The sequence below is a fragment of the Streptomyces sp. NPDC031265 genome, from assembly GCF_055570295.1.
In genome coordinates this window covers 15,442-33,338 of record NZ_JBVIHM010000028.1, presented here as the reverse complement: position 1 = coordinate 33,338, position 17,897 = coordinate 15,442, and the positions used below count along the sequence as shown (strand labels likewise).

Here is a 17,897-nt window from a genome sequence, read left to right as displayed (position 1 = left end):
GTGTCGCTGAAAATAGGTGTGCTCATCCCCTTGACCCGGTCGGCGGGGCGGGAGCCTAATTACCGCCGAGAGGCCCCTACTTAAGTCCGTCGTCGGCCGGGACGGTCACAGATGCAGGCCGTGTGTATGACTCATCCCAGGCTGCCCCTCACCTGCTGCCCCCTGCCGGTGGGCACCACAACGGAGCGGAGAAGGCTCATGATCGGTACGGTCGGCGCCGGTGGCGGCACGAACAGACAGCGCAGCCGCCGTCTCCGCGACGCCGTGGCAGCCTCCTGCACCGTGCTGGCCCTGGTGACCGCCGCCGCCTGCACGAGCGACAACGCCAGCAGGGGAAAGACCACGAAGGACGGCTTCAAGCAGGTCGCCCAGGTCGGCGGCGCGCTGACCGTGTGGGTGGACTCGACCCGGCTGGCCGCGGCGAAGCTGTACGAGAAGCAGAACCCCGGGGTGAAGATGGACATCGTCACCTTCGACGGTGACGCCAACGGATCGCATTACCTGCAGACCAAGGTCCAGCTCTTCAACCGCACCGGCAAGGGCTGGCCCGATGTGGTGTTCAGCTCGCAGAACAACGAAGTCACCTGGGCGGTCCAGGCCGGCTTCACGGCCCCGCTCAACAAGGGCCTCCTCCCCGCCTCGACCCTCGGCAAGTTCGCCTCCGGCGCCAACGACGTGTGCACCGTGGGCGGCACGCTCTACTGCCTGCGCAACGACCTCTCGCAAGGCGTCCTCTGGTACAACAAGAAGCTGCTCGACGAGTTCGGCTACCAGGTGCCGACCACCTGGGAGCAGTACGCCGACCTGGGCAAGAAGGTGGCGGCCGAACACCCCGGCTATCTGGTGGGCGACGCCGGTGACTCCTTCGCCCCGGAGATCTACCTGTGGGCGAGCAAGTGCGGTGCCAACCAGATCACGGGTCCGAAGTCCGTTTCGGTGAACACCGCCAGCACCGACTGCACGAAGATGGCCAAGCTCATGGACGGCCTGATCACGAACAAGTCGATGTCGACCAGCGGTGTCTTCAGCACCGACTTCGGTAAGAACAAGGCTGACAAGGTGCTGCTGATGCCCGGTCCGGCCTGGTTCGGCGGCGCCCTGTTCAAGGGCACCTTCAAGACCCCCGCCGGCCAGATCGCCGCAGCCCCGCCGCTCCAGTGGACGGGCGACTCCAGCCCGGCCACCGGCAACGTGGGCGGCGGTACCTGGCTGCTGTCCGCCCACTCGGCGCACATCAAGGCCGCCACCGACTTCCTGACCTGGGTCACCACCTCCGACGACTACCAGGGCAAGGCTGCTCCCGGGTATCCCGCCTACGCCCCGGCCGCCGCCACCTGGCTGGCCGCCCAGAAGTCCGACGGCTACTACGCCGACGACATCACCAAGCCCCTCCAGGACGCCGCCACCAAGGTCTGGCCCGGCTGGGGCTCCGGCCAGTTCAGCCAGGAAGCCATCTGGGCGTCCACCGTCAAGCCCGGTCTGACCGCCGGAAAGACGATCGCCGCCCTGCTCCCCGCCTGGCAGGACGCGATCGAGAAGTACGCCAAGGCCGACGGATACAAGGTCTCCGAGTGACAACGCACACCCGCGCGACCGGCTTCGTCGGGGACCGTGCGGGCCGCGCCCCCCGACGAAGCCGGACCACTCATCTCTTCGTCGCCGGATACGTCATCCTGCTTGCCGCGTTCGGGATCGTGCCCACCGGCTACGCCGTCTACTTCGCCTTCACCACCGCTGATGGCGCCTTCACCGGGTTCGACAATTTCGCCGCCTCCGCACAGGACTTCCGCTTCCTGCCGGCCGTCGGACACATCGTGCTCTACCTGGTGTTCTGGCTCGCCCTGCTCGTGATCCTGGTCGTCGCCCTGTCCCTCTTGCTGCACCGGCTGGCCTCGCACGGCGCCAGCAGGGCACTGCGGTTCCTCTTCTACATCCCCGGCGCACTGGCGGGCGCGGCGAGCGTGATGATCTGGCTGTTCATGCTCGACCCCACCGTGAGCCCGGTCAGCTTCCTGCTGCGCCGGCTCGGCTACGCCACCTTCGGCGAGGTCATCGCACCTGGCCATCTGCCACTGCTCTTCGCGCTCATCGCGTTCTGGACCGGCGCGGGCGGCTGGATCGTGGTGATGTACGGGGCGCTCAACAACATCCCCACCGAGGTACTGGAGGCTGCCCGGATCGACGGCGCCGGCGCGTGGCACACCGCCTGGCACATCCAAGTGCCGATGCTGCGCAAGTGGATCGTCTACATGGTGATCCTGGCCTTCGCGGGCGGCACCCAGCTGTTCGTCGAGCCACAGCTGCTCTCCCAGGCCAGCGTAGGCGTGGCCGGCCGGGACTACTCGCCCAACCAGCTCTCGTACGACTTCGCCTTCCAGATGGACAACATCAACGGCGCCGCCGCCATCTCCGTCGAGCTCCTGGTCGTCGGGCTCGCGGTCGCCACGGTCTTCGTCGCGCGGTCGGGGTTCTTCGATGCCGAATGACATCAGGCCGTACGCCACCGCCAGGCCCTCCGCCGCCCCGGCACTGGCACCTGATGCGCCGGCCCCGCGGATCCGCCGCCGTCCGCGCCCGGTCCGCAGGCCGGCGGTTCCCCGGCTGCTCACCGCCGTGGTGCTCGCACTGTGCCTACTGTTCTTCGTTCTGCCGTTGCTGTGGCTCATGCTGGCTGCCACCAAGTCGGACCAGCAGCTGGTGCACGGCAATCCGCTGTCCTTCGGCTCCTGGCACGCGCTGCGCGCCAACTGGAACGCGCTGACCGGCTTCCAGGACAACGTGCTCCTGCTGTGGCTGCGCAACTCCGCGCTCTACTCCGGCCTCGCCCTGGTCATCACCCTGTGCGTCGCCGTGCCCGCCGGCTACGCCATGGCGATGACCGAGTTCCGGGGGCGGCACACGCTGCTGGTCGCCACGCTCATCGTGATGCTGATGCCCAACGCCACCCTGGTGGTGCCGCTCTTCCTCGAAGTCAACGCGGTCCACCTGATCGGGTCCATGTGGTCGGTCATCCTGCCGTACTCGTTCTACCCCTTCGGCGTGTACCTGACCTACATCTACTTCAGCACCGCCGTTCCCAAGGATCTGCTCGCCGCGGCGCGCATCGACGGGTGCTCGGAATTCGAGGTCTTCCGGCACGTCGCCCTGCCGCTTGCCGCCCCCGTCGTGGCACTCGTCGGTTTCTTCAGCTTCGTCGCCAACTGGACCAACTACTTCCTGCCCTATGTGATGCTCCCCGAGAGCAGTCAGATGCCCGTACAGGTCGGCCTCGGCACCCTCCTCGACAGCGTGCCCTCCTTCAACCCGACGGTCGGCGCGCTCGCGGTCGAGCGTCCCCAACTGGCCCTGGCCACACTGGTGGCGATCACCCCTGTCCTGGTGGTGTTCCTCTTTTCCCAGCGCTTCCTGATCGCCGGAATCCTCGCCGGGTCCACGAAGTCCTGAGCCACCAGGTCCCAGTCCGCTACGGCCTCGTACTCAACGCTTGTCCTCCCTGCCGCAGCGCCCCCGAAGGAGACCTCCCCATGTCCTTCAACCCTGCCGAGACCGGGCCGTCGCCCTCGATACCCGGCGTCACGGCCTCGGTTCCGCTGCTTGAGCCCCCGGGCTGGGCCATCGCGCAGCGAGACCTGTTCGAGCTCCTCGACCACGCCTGGCGGCGGTTCACGAACGACTTCACCGGCGAGGACGGCCGGCTGAACTACAGCGGCGTGCTGACCTCGCGTGACGGCGTGGACGACTTCTACGAGGTCTTCTTCAACTGGCCGCAGCTCTACCTGCTCGGCGGCGCGGACGACCTGCTGGCGGCCGCCGAGCGTCACTGGGAGGGCGTCACCCGGCAGCTGACCGAACTGGGCATGCTCCACGACGAGTACGAACGGGGGTACGACTGGTTCCACCAGGGCGAGAGCCTGCTGCTGCTCTACTTCCTGTCGATGGCCGCCCCCGAGCGCTGGTCGGAGCGCGCCCTGCGGTTCGCCGACCTCTACGTCGATCCGGCCAACGGCAACTACGACGCCGAGCACCGCATCATCCGCCGCCCCCACAACGGAAGCGACCCCGAGCGGGAGGGCCTGTCCGACGGCGAGGCCTACCCGTGGCTGCCCCAGGAAGCCCAGACGTACGGATTCCCGCTCGACTGGATGCTCCCGCACGGCACACCCGAACCCGAGCTGTCGCAGGACCCGCGCCTCGGCGAGGAGATGCGCCGCAGGATCGGCAGCGGCGACACCGCGGTCAACCTCGCCGCGGCCGGACTCGTCCTCAACGCCTGGATCCTGTCCGGCGAAGAGCGCTACCGCACCTGGATCATCGACTACGTCGGCGCCTGGCGGGAGCGTGCGGCGGCCAACGACAAAATCATTCCGGACAACGTCGGCACCGACGGCGAAGTCGGCAGCCGACTGGACGGTCGCTGGTACGGCGGGCACTACGGCTGGACCTGGCCACACGGCTGGTACAGCGTCGGCCAAGCAGCCCTGGTGGCGGCCCTGGCAGCCGTCGCCGCGACCGGCGACGACAGCTTCCTCGACCTGGTCCGCCCGGCCCTGGACACCGTCATCGCCCAGGGCAGGACCATGACCTTCAACGAATCCGACTCCAGCCTGCGCTCAAGGTGGACCGCCCAGCTCGCCGAGGATGTGGACACCCCCACCCTGCACGTGCCGTTCCGGCACAGCGACCGCGGGTGGTTCGACTTCAACCCGCTGCTGGCCGCCGTCCCCACAGCCCTGTGGCACCACAGCGCGGCCGACACGGACCGGGAGCGCCTGGAGCGGATGCGCGAGGCCGGTGGCATCGACTGGCGTACGGTGCGCCCGTTCCGTACGAAGGAGGAGGCGGGGCACGAGGAACCCTGGTTCGCCTTCCTGGCAGGCGACAACCCCGGCTACCCGGAACGGATCCTGGCCGCCGCCCAGGCCCAGGTGCGCCACCGCCTTGCGCGGATGGATCGCTACCGCGACCGGGACGTCCCCGAGGAGGACATCCACCTGTGGCAGCAGTCCAACCCGGTCGTCACCGAGGCTCTGGTCCAACTCACCTGGGGCGGACCGCAGGTCATCTACAACGGCGGCCTCCAGCAGGCCCGCGTCCGCCACTACGACGCCCGCAGCCGTCGCCCCGGCCTACCGCCCTCAGTGGCCGCACTGGTCACCGGCATCGACCCCGCCGCGACCACCGTCGAACTGGTCAATCTCCACCCCCAGACCGCGCGCACCGTCATCGTGCAAGCCGGTGCCTGCGCCGAACACACCATCAGGGCCGTGCGGCACACCGTCTGCCAGGACCCCTCCTGGATCGGTGACCTGTACGACTACGGCCACCGCGAACCGACCGTCACCGAGACCACGGTGGCCGTCGACGGCACCTGGATCAGCGTCGAGCTGCCGCCCTCCACCAGAATCCGGCTGACCCTGGAACTGGCGCTCCGCACGCGTACCCCCTCCTACCGCACCCCCTTCGACACCGCCGAGGGCGGGGCTTCCTAAGGACCGGCCGCCGGGCGGAGTGCGGATCACGGCTCGATCCGAGGCGGCCCGTCGACCGGTTCGACCACAGGCGCGACAACCGGCCCGCGGCTGTCGGAAGGACCACTTCGTCGAACCGGTTCGAGGAAGCTAGCACCGGGACACTCGGCCAGCAATACCTCTGATGCGAGGTTCTCGCATGTTGCTTCCTGTGGCTGGGAAAGTGTGCGCGGAGTATTGACAGCCGGAGGTGTCGTTTCTACGTTCCTTCATGCGAACCGGTTCGACAGCCGGGGCGTGCTCTTCCCGTAACCCGCACCCCCCCGGCCGGTGGGCGTTCCTCCTTCGAGGTGTCGAACCGGTTCGAGCAAGGAGTCGTCGTGAACATCGGTGAGATCGCCCGGCGAGCTGGTGTCTCGCGCTCCACGGTGTCCTACGCGCTGAGCGGCAAGCGCCCGGTGTCGGACGACACGCGCCGGAAGATCCAGGAGGTCATCGACGAGTTGGGCTACCGCCCGAACGCCAGCGCGCGGGCCCTGGCCAACGGCAGGACCAGCACGATCGGCCTGGTGTTCCCGCCGGCCGGCGACCACTACACGGGCATGCAGTTGGACTTCATCGGCAGTGTGGTGGAGGCCGCCGCGGCGTACGACTATGACGTGCTGCTGTCACCGAGCGGCGTCGACCGTGACCGCTCGTTCCAACGGCTGCTGGGGGAGCGGCGCGTCGACGGGGCGATCCTGATGGAGATCAGGCTGGCGGACGACCGGGTCGACCACCTGGCCGCGCTGGACTTCCCCTCCGTCGCCATCGGGCGTACGGCCGATCCCGAAGGCGGCTGGTGGGTCGGCCTGGACCACACCGCGCTGGCGGCGGCGTGCGTCCACCACCTGGCGGATCTCGGCCACCGCAGGATCGCCTTCGTCAACCGGCCCGAGCAGTTGCTGCGAGCCGGGTACGAGTCCGCGCACCGGGGACTGGACGGCTTCACCAAGGCCGCGGCCGAGCGCGGGCTGACGGTGCGGACGTACTGCTGCGGGGACGACGCCGCCTCCGGCCAGGCATGCGTGGAACGGATCCTGTACGACGATCCGGCCACCACGGGCCTGGTGACCCTGAACGAGGCCGCGCTGGGCGGTCTCTACCGGGGGCTCGCCCAGGCGGGCCGCCATGTGCCGCGCGATTTCTCCGTCACCGGAGTCGTGGCCGCCCGGTGGGCAGAGACCGTGACCCCGCAGCTCACGGCGGCGGACGTGCCGGCGGCGGAGATGGGCAGGCGCGCCGTCGACCTGCTCGTGGAGCGGCTCGGCCGCCCCGGCGCGCCGCCCCGGCACCATCTCCTGGCGCCGCCGATCTCCCTGCGGGCGAGTACGGGGCCCGCGGGAATCCAGCCCACCGGGGGCGACGGGCCCGACACCACGCCCTGACCGTACCCACGCGCACCTCCTCACACCCCGGCCGACCGACCCGTGCAGCAGTGCCGCCCGACCCGTTCGGCTGCGTCGTCGTGCCGGCCTCTCCTCACCACCCCGTGCCCTCGGCACCCGTATGTCCAGAACAAGGGAACCTCAATGAACAGCTTCTCCGGACAGCGCCGTCTGACCGCCGCTGCCCTGACCGCCCTGGCCGTGGCCGCCACCGCCACCGCCTGTTCCTCCGGCTCGGGCAGCAGCGACACCAAGGGCGCCGGCGGCGGCACGTACACCATCTGGGACCCGTACCCGCAGTTCGACAAGAACTCGGCCTGGGTCAAGTTGCTGGACCAGTGCGGCACCAAGGCCGGAGTGAAGGTCAAGCGGACCGGCTTCGACACCAGCGACCTGGGCAGCAAGGCGCTGCTGGCGGCGCAGCAGGGCAACTCGCCGGACGTCCTCGTCGTCGACAACCCGGTGGTCTCGACGCTTGCCGAGGCGGGTGTGCTCACCACGGCCGACGAGAACAAACTGGACACCTCGAAGGTGGACCCCAACCTGCTCGCGGCAGGCCAGTCCGGCGGCAAGACCTACGGCACGCCGATCGGCGCCAACACCCTCGCCCTCTACTACAACAAGAAGGTGCTGAAGGAGGCCGGGGTGGACATCGCCTCGGTCAAGGACTGGAACTCGCTGACGGCGGCGCTGGCGAAGGTCAAGAAGGCGGGCAAGAAGGGCATCACGTTCTCGGCGATCGGCACGGAGGAGGGCAGCTTCCAGTTCCTGCCGTGGTTCTGGGGCGCCGGTGCCAAGCTGACCGAACTCGATTCCTCCCAGGCCGTGTCCGCCCTCTCCCTGTGGAAGGACTGGCTGAAGAACGGCTACGCCCCGAACTCGGTGCTCAACAACACCCAGACGACCAGCTGGCAGGAGTTCGCCAGTGGCGACTACGCGTTCAGCGAGAACGGCACCTGGCAGCTCGCGGGCGCCAAGAAGGCCGGCCTCGACTACGGCGTGCTGCCCGTTCCCGGTGCGAACGGAGGCAACGCCGCCGCCCCGGCCGGCGGTGAGTTCGTGACCATCCCGGTCCACAAGGACACCGGCCGCTATGCCACCTCCCAGAAGCTGGCGACCTGTCTGACGAGCACCGACAACCTCTACAACACCGACACCACGCTGTCCTACGTCGCCCCCACCAGTGAGGTCCAGGCCAAGCAGATGGCCGCGAACGCCGAGCTGAAGCCGTGGGTGGACGCGGTCAAGGCGAGCAAGGGCCGCACGAGTGACGAGCTGGGCACCAAGTACCCCAGGATCTCCGAGCAGATGTGGAAGGCCGTCCAGTCCGCCCTCAGCGGGTCCAAGTCGCCCGAGGACGCCCTGTCCGCGGCCCGGTCCGCCGTCAAGTAGCCCGAGGGTCGTTCATGAACCACACGACACAGCCGCCGGCCCACCGGTCCGTGCGCGTCCGGGACGCCGCGGCCATCGCCGCCCCGGCCCCGGCTCGCAGAACGAGGCGCCCCCGGCCCACCTCCACGCAGTGGGCCGCCTGGGGATTCCTCGCCCCCGTAACCCTCTACCTCATCTTCTTCTACGCCTATCCGCTGTACCGCAACATCGACCTGAGCCTGCGCGAGTACACCGTCCGCTCCTTCGTCCAGGGCGACGCGCCGTTCACCGGCCTGAAGAACTACCACACCGTCTTCGCCGACCCGACCTTCGCCCCGGCCCTGCTCCACACGGCGGTGTTCACCGCCGTGTGCCTGGTCTTCCAGTACGCCATCGGGCTGGCCCTCGCTGTCTTCTTCAACCAGCACTTCCGGCTGTCAGCCACCCTGCGGGCCCTGTTCCTGGTGCCCTGGCTGCTGCCGCTGATCGTGTCGGCCTCCACCTGGTCGTGGATGCTCAACAGCGACTCCGGCGTCGTCAACGCCGTCCTGCACGGCATCGGCGTCGGGCCGGTGAACTGGCTGACCTCACCCTCCTGGTCGCTGGCTTCGGTGATCATCGCGAACATCTGGATCGGCGTCCCGTTCAACCTGGTCGTGCTCTACAGCGGCCTGCAGTCCATCCCGGCCGGCCTGTACGAGGCCGCGGCGCTCGACGGGGCGGGTGCCTGGCGCCGGTTCTGGAGCATCACCTTCCCGCTGCTGCGCCCGGTGTCCGCGATCACCCTGCTCCTGGGGCTGGTCTACACGCTCAAGGTCTTCGACATCATCTGGATCATGACCAAGGGCGGCCCGGCGGACTCGTCCACCACCTTCGCCACTTGGTCCTACCAGCTCGGATTCGGCAACCTGCTGCCCGCCTTCGGCCCCGGGGCCGCCGTCGGCAACCTGCTCGTCGTCGCCGCCCTGGTCTTCGGCCTGGTGTACCTGAGAGTCCAGCGAAAGCAGGCACTGTCATGAGCCGAAGCCGAAGCCGTACGTGGTGGAAGACGGCCGTGGGCCTGGCGCTGACGGCGGTCATGCTCTTCCCGGTCTACTGGATGCTCAACGTCTCCCTCACCCGCGACCAGGACATGCGCAAGAGCCCGCCGGACCTGCTGCCGCTCCATGGCACGCTGGCCGGCTACCGCACCGTCCTCGACGAGCAGCTGCCCTACCTCGGCACCAGCCTCGTCATCGGCCTGGGCACCGTCGTCCTGACCGTGGTGCTGTCCGCGCCCGCCGGCTACGCGCTGGCCAAGCTGCGCCCGCGCGGCGGGGGCATCCTGAGCTTCGTCCTGCTGGCCGCCCAGATGATCCCCGGCATCATCATGGCGATGGGCTTCTACGCCATCTACCTCCAGCTCGGCCTCCTCCAGTCCGTCCCCGGCCTCATCGTCGCCGACTCCACCCTGGCCGTCCCCTTCGGCGTCCTGATCTTCACGGCGTTCATGTCGGGCATCCCCGGCGAACTGCTCCAGGCGGCGCAGATCGACGGAGCAACTGCCCTGCGCACCTTCCGGTCCATCGTCCTGCCGATGAGCCGCAACGCCGTCGTCACGGTGTCCCTGTTCGCGTTCCTGTGGTCCTGGTCCGACTTCGTCTTCGCCAGCACCCTCGTCAACGGCGGTGCCCAGGAGCCGATCACGCTCGGCATCTACCACTACATCGGCAACAACAACCAGGAGTGGAACGCCGTCATGGCCACCGCCGTCGTGGCCTCGTTGCCCGCCGCGGTCATCCTCGTCCTCGCCCAGCGCTATGTCGCCGCCGGCGTGACCGCCGGCGCCGTCAAGGACTGAGACCGGCCCGACCCCGCCACGACGGCTGAACCAGCGCGTCAGCCTGCTGCCGCCCCCTGCTCCAGAAACGAGTCACGACACATGACCGCCGCCCGATCCGGCCCGGCCTTCTCCGTCCACGACATCCCGTTCAGCACGTACGGATCCTGGTTCGACATATCGCCCGTGGTGGCCGAGAACACGTACGCCGAGGACCTCCAGCTCGTCTCGCACCAGAACGGCATGCACGGCGTCCTGCGCCTGGTCCCCCAGGACCCCGCGCGAGGCGACCGGGCCGAGACCCGCGTCGAGGCGACACCAGGCCTGCTCAGCTGGACCGGTGAGAGCGGACGCGTCGACCTCGCCTACGAGTCGCCGGACACCGTACGCCTGCGGGGGAGCGGCCTCGGCATCGGCGTCTTCGCCGCCGCGCGGACCCTCACCCCGTTCAGCGGAACGTACTTCTTCCACGACCCGGCAGCGGACGCGCACGTGTTCACGTCGTACGAGACGGGACGCCGTTACCGCGTCACCGTTCTGTCCGGCACGGTCGCCCACACGGCCGGGGCGCAGGCGCTGGGCGGCGCCGACCGCGGTCTCGCCGTCGTCGCGGAGACGGGCGGTGTCTGGGAGATCGCGATCGAGGAAATCGGCACCGCCCGCCGGCCCTACGCGCCCTCAGGGACCTTCGACGACACCGTGGAGTCCGCACGGCGCGCCTTCGCGGACTTCGTCGACGCGGTGGCCCCCTGGCGCTCGTCCGCCACCCCGGCGGCCGAACTCGCCGCCTATGTCGTCTGGTCGGCGACGGTAGGGCCGACGGGACTGGTCACCCGGCCCGCGGTGCTGATGTCCAAGCACTGGATGGACAAGGTCTGGAGCTGGGACCACTGCTTCAACGCGCTCGCGCTGGCACGGGGTTGCCCGGATCTGGCACTGGACCAGTTCGCCCTGCCCTTCGACCATCAGGACGACAGCGGTGCCCTGCCCGACTCGGTCACCCACTCCGAGGTCCTCTACAACTTCGTCAAGCCGCCCATCCACGGCTGGGCCTTCGGCCACCTGCGCCGCCGACTGCCGACGCCTCCCGGACAGGCCGAACTCACCCGGGTGTACGCCCGGTTGGAGCGCTGGACCGACTTCTGGCTCACCGCGCGAAGAGCCCCCGGCGCCCAGCTGCCCCACTACCAGCACGGCAACGACAGCGGCTGGGACAACGCCACCACCTTCGACCCCGAGCGGGTGGTCGTCACCGCCGACCTCGCCGCCTTCCTCGTCCTCCAACTGCACGAACTCGCCTATATGTCCGGGGAGTTGGGCAAGCAGGAGGAGGCGCGCCGGTGGACTGCGACAGCCGAGGAGACCCAGACGGCCCTGCTCGACCAGCTCTGGACCGGCGAGAGCTTCCTCGCCCGCTCGGTCGCCACCGGGGACACCTGGGGCAGCGCCAGCCTTCTCGACCTGATGCCCATCGTGCTGGGCGAGCACCTGCCCGCCGAGGTCGGCAGCGCGCTGGCCGACCGCATCAAGGCCCACCTGACGCCGTACGGCCTGGCCACCGAACTGACCACCTCATCGCACTACCTCGCCGACGGATACTGGCGCGGCCCGATCTGGGCCCCCGCCACCGTCCTCGTCGAGGACGGCCTGCGGCGCGCCGGCCACCACCGGCTGGCGGACGACATCAGCGCCCGCTTCCGCGCCCTGTGCGAGACCCACGGCTTCGCCGAGAACTTCGACGCCCTCACCGGAACGGGCCTGCGCGACCGCGCCTACACCTGGACCGCGAGCAGCTACCTCCTCCTCGCCGAAGCACACGCCCACCGAGACAGCCGCTGACCGGCCGTCTCCCACAGCTCCGGGACCGTACCGAGCCCCGGTTCTCCCTTCCCCTCCAGGAGCCGCACAATGAACTCACCCACGGCCCTCCCCATACCCACGACCAGCACCGGGCGCCGGGCGCTCTCGTCCGTCGCCGTCCTCCTGACCGCCCTGGCAACGACCCTGGTACCGGCCGCCCCCTCCCGGGCCGCGGACACCAGCGTCACCGTCGACTTCGCCGAGGCCGGCGGCGCCCCCACCCACCGCGCCTCCGGAATGATCTACGGCATGACACCGAACGGCTCGCTCCCGCAGGACCACTTCTTCAAGGACATCAAGTGGCACTTCATGCGGGCCGGCGGCGCCCAGCTCAACAAGGGCGGCTACGCCACCAGCCTTGCCGAGTACCAGACCCGCTGGAACGCCACCCTCGCCCAGTACAAGCGAACCGCCGCCCTCGGCGGCACCTTCATCATCCTGCCGCACGACCTATGGGGCGCCGACAGCACCACCAAGGTGGGCTGGCCCGGTGACAACGGCGACTGGACGCAGTTCGACAACTTCGTCACCCAGCTCATAGGCGACGTCAAAGCCAACAACATGACGGTCCAGTGGGACCTGTGGAACGAGCCCGACGGCAGCGGCTTCTGGGGCGCCTCGCAGGCGCAGTACCTGCAGATGTGGTCGCGGTTCTACGCCCGGGTCCGCTCCGCGTTCCCGAACCAGCTGATCGTCGGACCCAGCACCGCGAGCCAGCCGAACTCCTCCAACACCTGGTGGACGGCCTTCCTCAGCCACGTCAAGGCCAACAACGTCGCCCCGGACATCTACAGCTGGCACGACGAGCCGGGTGATCCGGTGACGGACGTGGGCCGCGCCAACTCGACCCTCGCCGCGGCTGGCCTGGCCAACACCCGCCCGTACCAGATCAACGAGTACGCCACCTTGTCCATGCAGTCCCCGGGCGGCGGCGCCTGGTTCATGGGCCGCCTCGAGCGGGCCGGCGCCGACGGCCTGCGCGGCAACTGGGCCTACGGCACCGGCCTGCACGACAACGAGGCGAACCTGCTCACCAAGAACAGTGCGGGCCAGTACCTGCCGCTGGGTGAGTGGTTCATGTACCGCTACTACGGCTCCCAGACCGGCAACATCGTCAACCTCGTCCCCGGCAGCAACACCGACGGTCTCGCCACCAAGGACAACACCGCGAAGAACGCCAAGGTGCTGCTCGGCAGCAACGGCAACACCGGCAACGTCACCGTCAACCTCACCGGCCTGGGCACCACCTCGGTGGTGGAGAGCGGCAAGGTCCGCGCGGTCGTCCAGCGCGTCCCCCACAACAACGGCGCCGCGGTGGCGGGCCCGGAGACGATCTCCGACACCACCCTGACGGTCAGCAACAACGCGGCCTCGGTGAGCCTGCCCTGGAGCAACGCCAAGGACGGCTACACCATCACCCTCCTCCCGCCGTCCGACACCACCGTGTCCACGGTCGCCGTCAGCGAGAACAGCGGCCAGTGCCTGGACGACACCAACCTCAGCACCGCCAACGGCAGCCAGTACCAGCAGTGGAACTGTGAGGGCGGCTACCAGCAGATGCTGGACCTCAAGCCGGTGAGCGGCAGGACCAACACCTACACCGTCGTCAACGAGCACAGCGGCAAGTGCCTTGACGTGTCCGGGGCTTCCACGGCAGACGGTGCCGTCGTCATCCAGTACACCTGCAACGGCGCCACCAACCAGCAGTTCACCCTCAACCCCGTCACGGCGCTGGGCAACAGCAAGGACTACCAGCTGGCGGCCGTCCACAGCGGCAAGTGCGTCGACGTCAGCAACGTCTCGACCACGGCCGGGGCGCTGATCCACCAGTGGACCTGCGACCCGGCGAGCGCCCTCGGCACCAAGAAGAACCAGATCTGGCGGCTACAGGGCAAGAGCTGACCCCCGGGACAGCGTCACTTCTGCCGAGCGGGAGTGCCGCCGAGCGTGGTGAGGGCCGCGTAGTACGCCGACTTCTTGTTGCCGCCGCCGTCGAAGAGCAGCGGCTTCTCGCCGCTGCGCCAGGAGTCCGTGTCCCGGATTCCCCATACGGTGATGCCGGTGCAGCGTGCGACGTTCATGCAGGCCCTCACCGTGTTCGCGTATGCGGTCGGCGGTGCCTGGGCGATGTCGAGTTCGGTGATCTGTACGTCGACGCCGAGCGCGGCGAAGTTCGCCAGCGTGGTGCCGAGACTCGCGGGCGGGCCGCCGGTGCCGAAGTGGGCCTGGAGGCCGACGCAGTCGATGGGCACGCCCCGCGCCTTGAAGTCGCGGACCATGCGGTAGACGCCCTGGGTCTTGGCGCTGCTCCAGTCCTCGATGCTGTAGTCGTTGTAACAGAGCTTGGCCGACGGGTCGGCCGTGCGGGCCGTCCGGAAGGCCGTTTCGATGAAGCCGTCGCCGAGGACGTTCTGGAAGACGGAGGAACGATGCTGTCCGCTGCCGCCGTCCGCGAAGGCCTCGTTCACCACGTCCCAGGAATGGATCTTGCCTTTGAAGTGGGTCATCTCCGCGGCGATGTGGTTGTTCATCACGCCGCGCAGGGTGGTGGCGTCGGTGAGGGAGCCGACCCAGCCGGGCAGTTGGGAGTGCCATACGAGGGTGTGGCCACGGACCTTCTGTCCGTGCGCCAGGGCATGGCTGACGATCTGGTCGGAGGGGCCGAAGTTGAACGATCCCCGGGACGGTTCCGTGGCGTCCCACTTCATCTCGTTCTCCGGCGTGACCCTGTTGAACTCGCGGTCCAGGATCGTCGTGTACGTCCTGTCGTTGAGCTTGTAGGCAGCCACGGCGGTCCCGAAGTACCGTCCGGACTGGGTGGCTTGGGCGCCCAGGGTGGTCGCCCGGGCGGCAGGGGGAGTCGCGGTCGCCGTGCCGATCGACGCCAGGGTGGCGGCGGCCAGTAAGCCCAGCAGGCAGGCGCGGCGTGAGCTGGGTCGGTGCGGGTGCTTCATGGTTCTCCGTAAGTTGTTGGGCGGCTCGGGAGGGGTGGGGCACGCCGCCGACGGCCAGACCGGTGGCCCCGGCCGGCACGGATCGCCGGTCCACCTGCCTGTCGGTCCGTGACATCACGGCCGCGCTCCCCAGCAGTTCGGGTTCGCCTGCGTGAGCAGACCGATGTGGTAGGGGAGTTGGGAGTAGTCGCCGCCGGAATCCGGTGAGCGCCCTGGTACACGTACTGCATATGGCAGGGGTCGACCGTCAGCGTGGTCATTGCTTGAGCGGACCATCTCGCCGTGGCCCGTGGCCCCGGGGCGGCGTGCGGGCCACGAGGGGAGGGGCCGTCAGGCGGTGTTACAAGGAGCGCCGTTGAGGCTGAACAGGGTGGGGAGGGAGGTGTTGCCGGTGTGGGTGGCCTGGAAACCGAAGGAGGTGGAGGCGCCGGGGGGCAGCGTGCCGTTGTAGCTGAGGTTTCCGGCGGCGATCCGGCCGGTGGCCGGGGTGAGGGAGGCGTTCCAGCTGCTGGTCACGGTCTGGCCGGCGGGCAGGGCGAAGGCCAGGGACCAGCCGTTGATCGTGGTCGAGCCGGTGTTGGTGAGGGTGATGTCCTCCGTCAGGCCGGTGTTCCAGGCGTTGACCGAGCTGGTCACCTTGCAGGAGGCGCCCGGGGTGGTCGGCGTGGGGGAGGGGCTGGTGGTGCCGCCGAGGGCGGTGGCGGATGCGGTGTAGGCGGGCTTCGGCCGGTAGTTGGCGTCGTACAGGGTGGCGGCGCCGTAGCCGGGGAAGGTGCCGGGGATCCAGGAGTCCGCGTCGCCGACGCCCCACTGGGTGATGCCCACGCAGCCGGTGACGGCCAGACAGGTGTTGACCACGCCGGCGTAGTCGTTCGCCTGCTGGGCGAGACTGGCGGTGTTCGCCGGGAGCTGGATACGGTCGTCGAGCTCGGTGATCGCGACGTTGACGCCGAGCGCGGTGAACCGCTGGAGGTTGGCCTTGAAGGTCGAGGGGACCTGGCCGAGGATGAAGTGGGCCTGGAAGCCGACGCCGTCCAGCGGGACGCCCTGGCTCTTGAGCGATTTCACCAGGTTGTACATGGCGTCGCTCTTCGCGTTCTGGCCCTCGATGTTGTAGTCGTTCAGATACAGCTTGGCGTCCGGGTCGGCGGCGCGCGCGGTGCGCAGCGCGTCGGCGACGAAGCCGCTGCCCATGGCGTTGTAGAAGGCGTCGGTGCGGAAGCTGCCGTCCTCGTTGAACGGCTCGTTGACCACGTCCCAGGCGTAGAGCTTGCCCTTGTAGTGGGTGACCTCGTTGGTGATGTGGTTCTCCATCGCGGCCTTCACCTGTGCGGTGGGCAGGCTGCTCACCCAGGACGGGAGCTGGCTGTGCCAGACCAGGGTGTGGCCGCGCAGCTTCATCGAGTGGGCCTGGGCGAAGGAGACGAGCCTGTCGGCGGGGGCGAAGTTGAAGCTGCCCCGCGAGGGCTCGGTGGTGTCCCACTTCATCTCGTTGCCGGGGGTGAGCATGCCGAACTGGCTGCCTGCGACGGCGGTGAGGGCGGAGTTGTTGAGGTCGCCCTGGGTGATGGCGGTACCGAAGTAGATGCCCTTCGCCTCGGCGAGCGAGCGCAAGCTGGTGTCCGCGGCGCCGGCCCGGCCGGTGGGCAGCAGGGTGGCGGCGGCCAGGGCTGTGACTGCGGTGACGGCTGCGGCGCCGAAGGCGCGCCGGGCATGCCTGGGGCGGGGGAGGCGGAGCGTCCGGACTGACACCGGCGTGGTCCTTTCTCTGTGAGGGAAGAGACGGACGTGCGGTGGGGCGTGGAACGCGGACCGTGCGGAGAGACCGAGTAGTCGAAAGTTTCGGTCTCTCCGCCGATTCAGTCGGTGACCCTAGAGGCGGGTTGATGCTCCGTCAACCGTTCGGGACGGTGTCTGTGGCGGTGCGGTGCTGCTCCGCTCGACCAGGCTGGTGGCCAGGTCCACCCGCAGGGTGCCGGGCCGGGTGCCTCGGGCGAGGTCGATCACCATGCGGGTGGCGACCTCGGCCATCTCGGTCAGCGGCTGGCGGACGGTGGTGAGCGGAGGGCCGACCCAGCGGGCCAGCGGCAGGTCGTCGAAGCCGACCACGCTGAGATCCGCGGGGATGCGCAACCCCAGCTCACGGGCGGCCTCGTAGAGCCCGAGGGCCTGTAGGTCGTTTCCCGCGAACACGGCGGTCGGCCGGTCGGGCAGGCCCAGCAGTTCCAGCCCCACCCGGCGGCCGGCCTCGTGGTGGAAGTCGCCTTCGCGGACCAGCTCCGGGTCGTATGCGATGCCTGCCATGTCGAGGGCCGCCCGGTAGCCGTCGGCCCGGGCCCGGCTGCACATCATCCGGCTCGGCCCGCCGATCAGGCCGATCCGGCGGTGGCCGAGGTCGAGCAGGTGCCGGGTGGCGGCCAGACCGCCGTCCCAGTTGGTGGTGCCGACGGCGGGCACCCCCTGGCCGGGGTCGCCGGCCGGGTCTATCACCACGAACGGGATGTCGCGGCCGGCCAGTTGTTCCTGCTGGGAGCGGTCCAGGCCGGACAGGACCAGGAGTACGCCGGCGGGGCGACGGGCGAGCACTCCGTCCACCCAGGACTGGCCGGGGGTCAGCCGCCCGGAGGACTCCGAAAGGACGATGCTCAGCCCCTCGTCGCGCGCCACGTTCTCGACGCCGCGGATCACCTCCATCGCCCAGACGCTCTCCAGCTCGTGGAAGACCAGTTCCAGCAGCGGGCTGCTCTGGGTGCCGCGCCGCCGCCGGTAGCCGTGTCGGCGCAGCAGCTCCTCGACCCGCTCCCGGGTGGCCTGGGCGACGTCGGCTCGGCCGTTGAGGACTTTCGAAACAGTCGGGGCCGAGACCCCCGCCTCCCGTGCGATCTCGGCGAGCGTCGCGGCTCTGGTCACGAACTCCTCCTGCACTGCCCTGCTGGGCGAACTGCGCTGTGGGTGGCCGTCGGCACGGATGCTAGCCGGTCGGCCGGGCGGATCGGAT

Annotated in this window: 12 protein-coding genes and 1 pseudogene; 10 read left to right on the top strand and 3 right to left on the bottom strand. The window is 69.3% G+C overall.

Annotation, left to right across the window (positions count from 1 at the left end; all coding sequences use genetic code 11):
* Positions 1 to 198: 198 nt before the first annotated feature.
* The 10 genes from ACZ499_RS31995 (at position 199) to ACZ499_RS31950 (ending at position 13,847) form a co-directional block, all read left to right on the top strand.
* Positions 199 to 1,575 carry an ABC transporter substrate-binding protein gene (locus ACZ499_RS31995; RefSeq protein ID WP_468679690.1) on the top strand — a complete coding sequence of 459 codons (1,377 nt, stop codon included), beginning with the start codon at positions 199 to 201 and terminating at the stop codon, positions 1,573 to 1,575.
* Positions 1,572 to 2,486 carry a carbohydrate ABC transporter permease gene (locus ACZ499_RS31990; protein ID WP_468679689.1) on the top strand — a complete coding sequence of 305 codons (915 nt, stop codon included), beginning with the start codon at positions 1,572 to 1,574 and terminating at the stop codon, positions 2,484 to 2,486. The genes ACZ499_RS31995 and ACZ499_RS31990 overlap by 4 nt, the downstream gene beginning before the upstream one ends.
* Positions 2,476 to 3,444 carry a carbohydrate ABC transporter permease gene (locus ACZ499_RS31985; protein WP_468679688.1) on the top strand — a complete coding sequence of 323 codons (969 nt, stop codon included), beginning with the start codon at positions 2,476 to 2,478 and terminating at the stop codon, positions 3,442 to 3,444. Before ACZ499_RS31990 ends, ACZ499_RS31985 begins: the two co-directional genes overlap by 11 nt.
* An 80-nt stretch (positions 3,445 to 3,524) precedes the next feature.
* A complete protein-coding gene (locus tag ACZ499_RS31980) occupies positions 3,525 to 5,489 on the top strand; it encodes a DUF8034 domain-containing protein (RefSeq protein WP_468679687.1) in 1,965 nt (654 codons plus the stop codon).
* A gap of 359 nt (positions 5,490 to 5,848) precedes the next feature.
* Positions 5,849 to 6,895 carry a LacI family DNA-binding transcriptional regulator gene (locus ACZ499_RS31975; RefSeq protein WP_468679686.1) on the top strand — a complete coding sequence of 349 codons (1,047 nt, stop codon included), beginning with the start codon at positions 5,849 to 5,851 and terminating at the stop codon, positions 6,893 to 6,895.
* A gap of 144 nt (positions 6,896 to 7,039) precedes the next feature.
* Positions 7,040 to 8,287 carry a sugar ABC transporter substrate-binding protein gene (locus tag ACZ499_RS31970; RefSeq protein ID WP_468679685.1) on the top strand — a complete coding sequence of 416 codons (1,248 nt, stop codon included), beginning with the start codon at positions 7,040 to 7,042 and terminating at the stop codon, positions 8,285 to 8,287.
* A 14-nt stretch (positions 8,288 to 8,301) separates the two neighbouring features.
* On the top strand, positions 8,302 to 9,285 hold the full coding sequence (locus ACZ499_RS31965) for a carbohydrate ABC transporter permease (RefSeq protein ID WP_468679684.1): 984 nt from the start codon (positions 8,302 to 8,304) through the stop codon (positions 9,283 to 9,285).
* Positions 9,282 to 10,106, top strand: coding sequence for a carbohydrate ABC transporter permease (locus ACZ499_RS31960; RefSeq protein WP_468679683.1), 825 nt, complete (start codon positions 9,282 to 9,284; stop codon positions 10,104 to 10,106). Before ACZ499_RS31965 ends, ACZ499_RS31960 begins: the two co-directional genes overlap by 4 nt.
* A gap of 81 nt (positions 10,107 to 10,187) precedes the next feature.
* Complete coding sequence (locus tag ACZ499_RS31955; protein ID WP_468679682.1) at positions 10,188 to 11,924, top strand: amylo-alpha-1,6-glucosidase; 1,737 nt, start codon at positions 10,188 to 10,190, stop codon at positions 11,922 to 11,924.
* A gap of 69 nt (positions 11,925 to 11,993) precedes the next feature.
* Positions 11,994 to 13,847 carry an RICIN domain-containing protein gene (locus ACZ499_RS31950; protein WP_468679681.1) on the top strand — a complete coding sequence of 618 codons (1,854 nt, stop codon included), beginning with the start codon at positions 11,994 to 11,996 and terminating at the stop codon, positions 13,845 to 13,847.
* Positions 13,848 to 13,873: 26 nt separating this feature from the next.
* Here the strand turns inward: ACZ499_RS31950 and ACZ499_RS31945 are convergent.
* The 3 genes and pseudogenes from ACZ499_RS31945 to ACZ499_RS31935 all read right to left on the bottom strand — a co-directional run.
* Positions 13,874 to 14,899, bottom strand: a pseudogene (locus tag ACZ499_RS31945) (glycoside hydrolase family 10 protein); the annotation flags it as partial.
* Positions 14,900 to 15,229: 330 nt separating this feature from the next.
* A complete protein-coding gene (locus tag ACZ499_RS31940) occupies positions 15,230 to 16,651 on the bottom strand; it encodes a glycoside hydrolase family 10 protein (protein ID WP_468679680.1) in 1,422 nt (473 codons plus the stop codon).
* 120 nt (positions 16,652 to 16,771) lie between these two features.
* Positions 16,772 to 17,809 (bottom strand): LacI family DNA-binding transcriptional regulator, encoded by a 1,038-nt coding sequence (locus ACZ499_RS31935; RefSeq protein WP_468679679.1) that lies wholly within the window; start codon positions 17,807 to 17,809, stop codon positions 16,772 to 16,774.
* Between the last annotated feature and the right edge of the window lie 88 nt (positions 17,810 to 17,897).

Excerpts from the sequence above, each read along its gene's own strand:
- ACZ499_RS31955 (WP_468679682.1), top strand. The coding sequence starts at position 10,188 with ATGACCGCCGCCCGATCCGGCCCGGCCTTCTCCGTCCACGACATCCCG.
- ACZ499_RS31960 (WP_468679683.1), top strand. The coding sequence starts at position 9,282 with ATGAGCCGAAGCCGAAGCCGTACGTGGTGGAAGACGGCCGTGGGCCTG.
- ACZ499_RS31970 (WP_468679685.1), top strand. The coding sequence starts at position 7,040 with ATGAACAGCTTCTCCGGACAGCGCCGTCTGACCGCCGCTGCCCTGACC.
- ACZ499_RS31995 (WP_468679690.1), top strand. The coding sequence starts at position 199 with ATGATCGGTACGGTCGGCGCCGGTGGCGGCACGAACAGACAGCGCAGC.
- ACZ499_RS31950 (WP_468679681.1), top strand. The coding sequence starts at position 11,994 with ATGAACTCACCCACGGCCCTCCCCATACCCACGACCAGCACCGGGCGC.
- ACZ499_RS31980 (WP_468679687.1), top strand. The coding sequence starts at position 3,525 with ATGTCCTTCAACCCTGCCGAGACCGGGCCGTCGCCCTCGATACCCGGC.
- ACZ499_RS31965 (WP_468679684.1), top strand. The coding sequence starts at position 8,302 with ATGAACCACACGACACAGCCGCCGGCCCACCGGTCCGTGCGCGTCCGG.
- ACZ499_RS31985 (WP_468679688.1), top strand. The coding sequence starts at position 2,476 with ATGCCGAATGACATCAGGCCGTACGCCACCGCCAGGCCCTCCGCCGCC.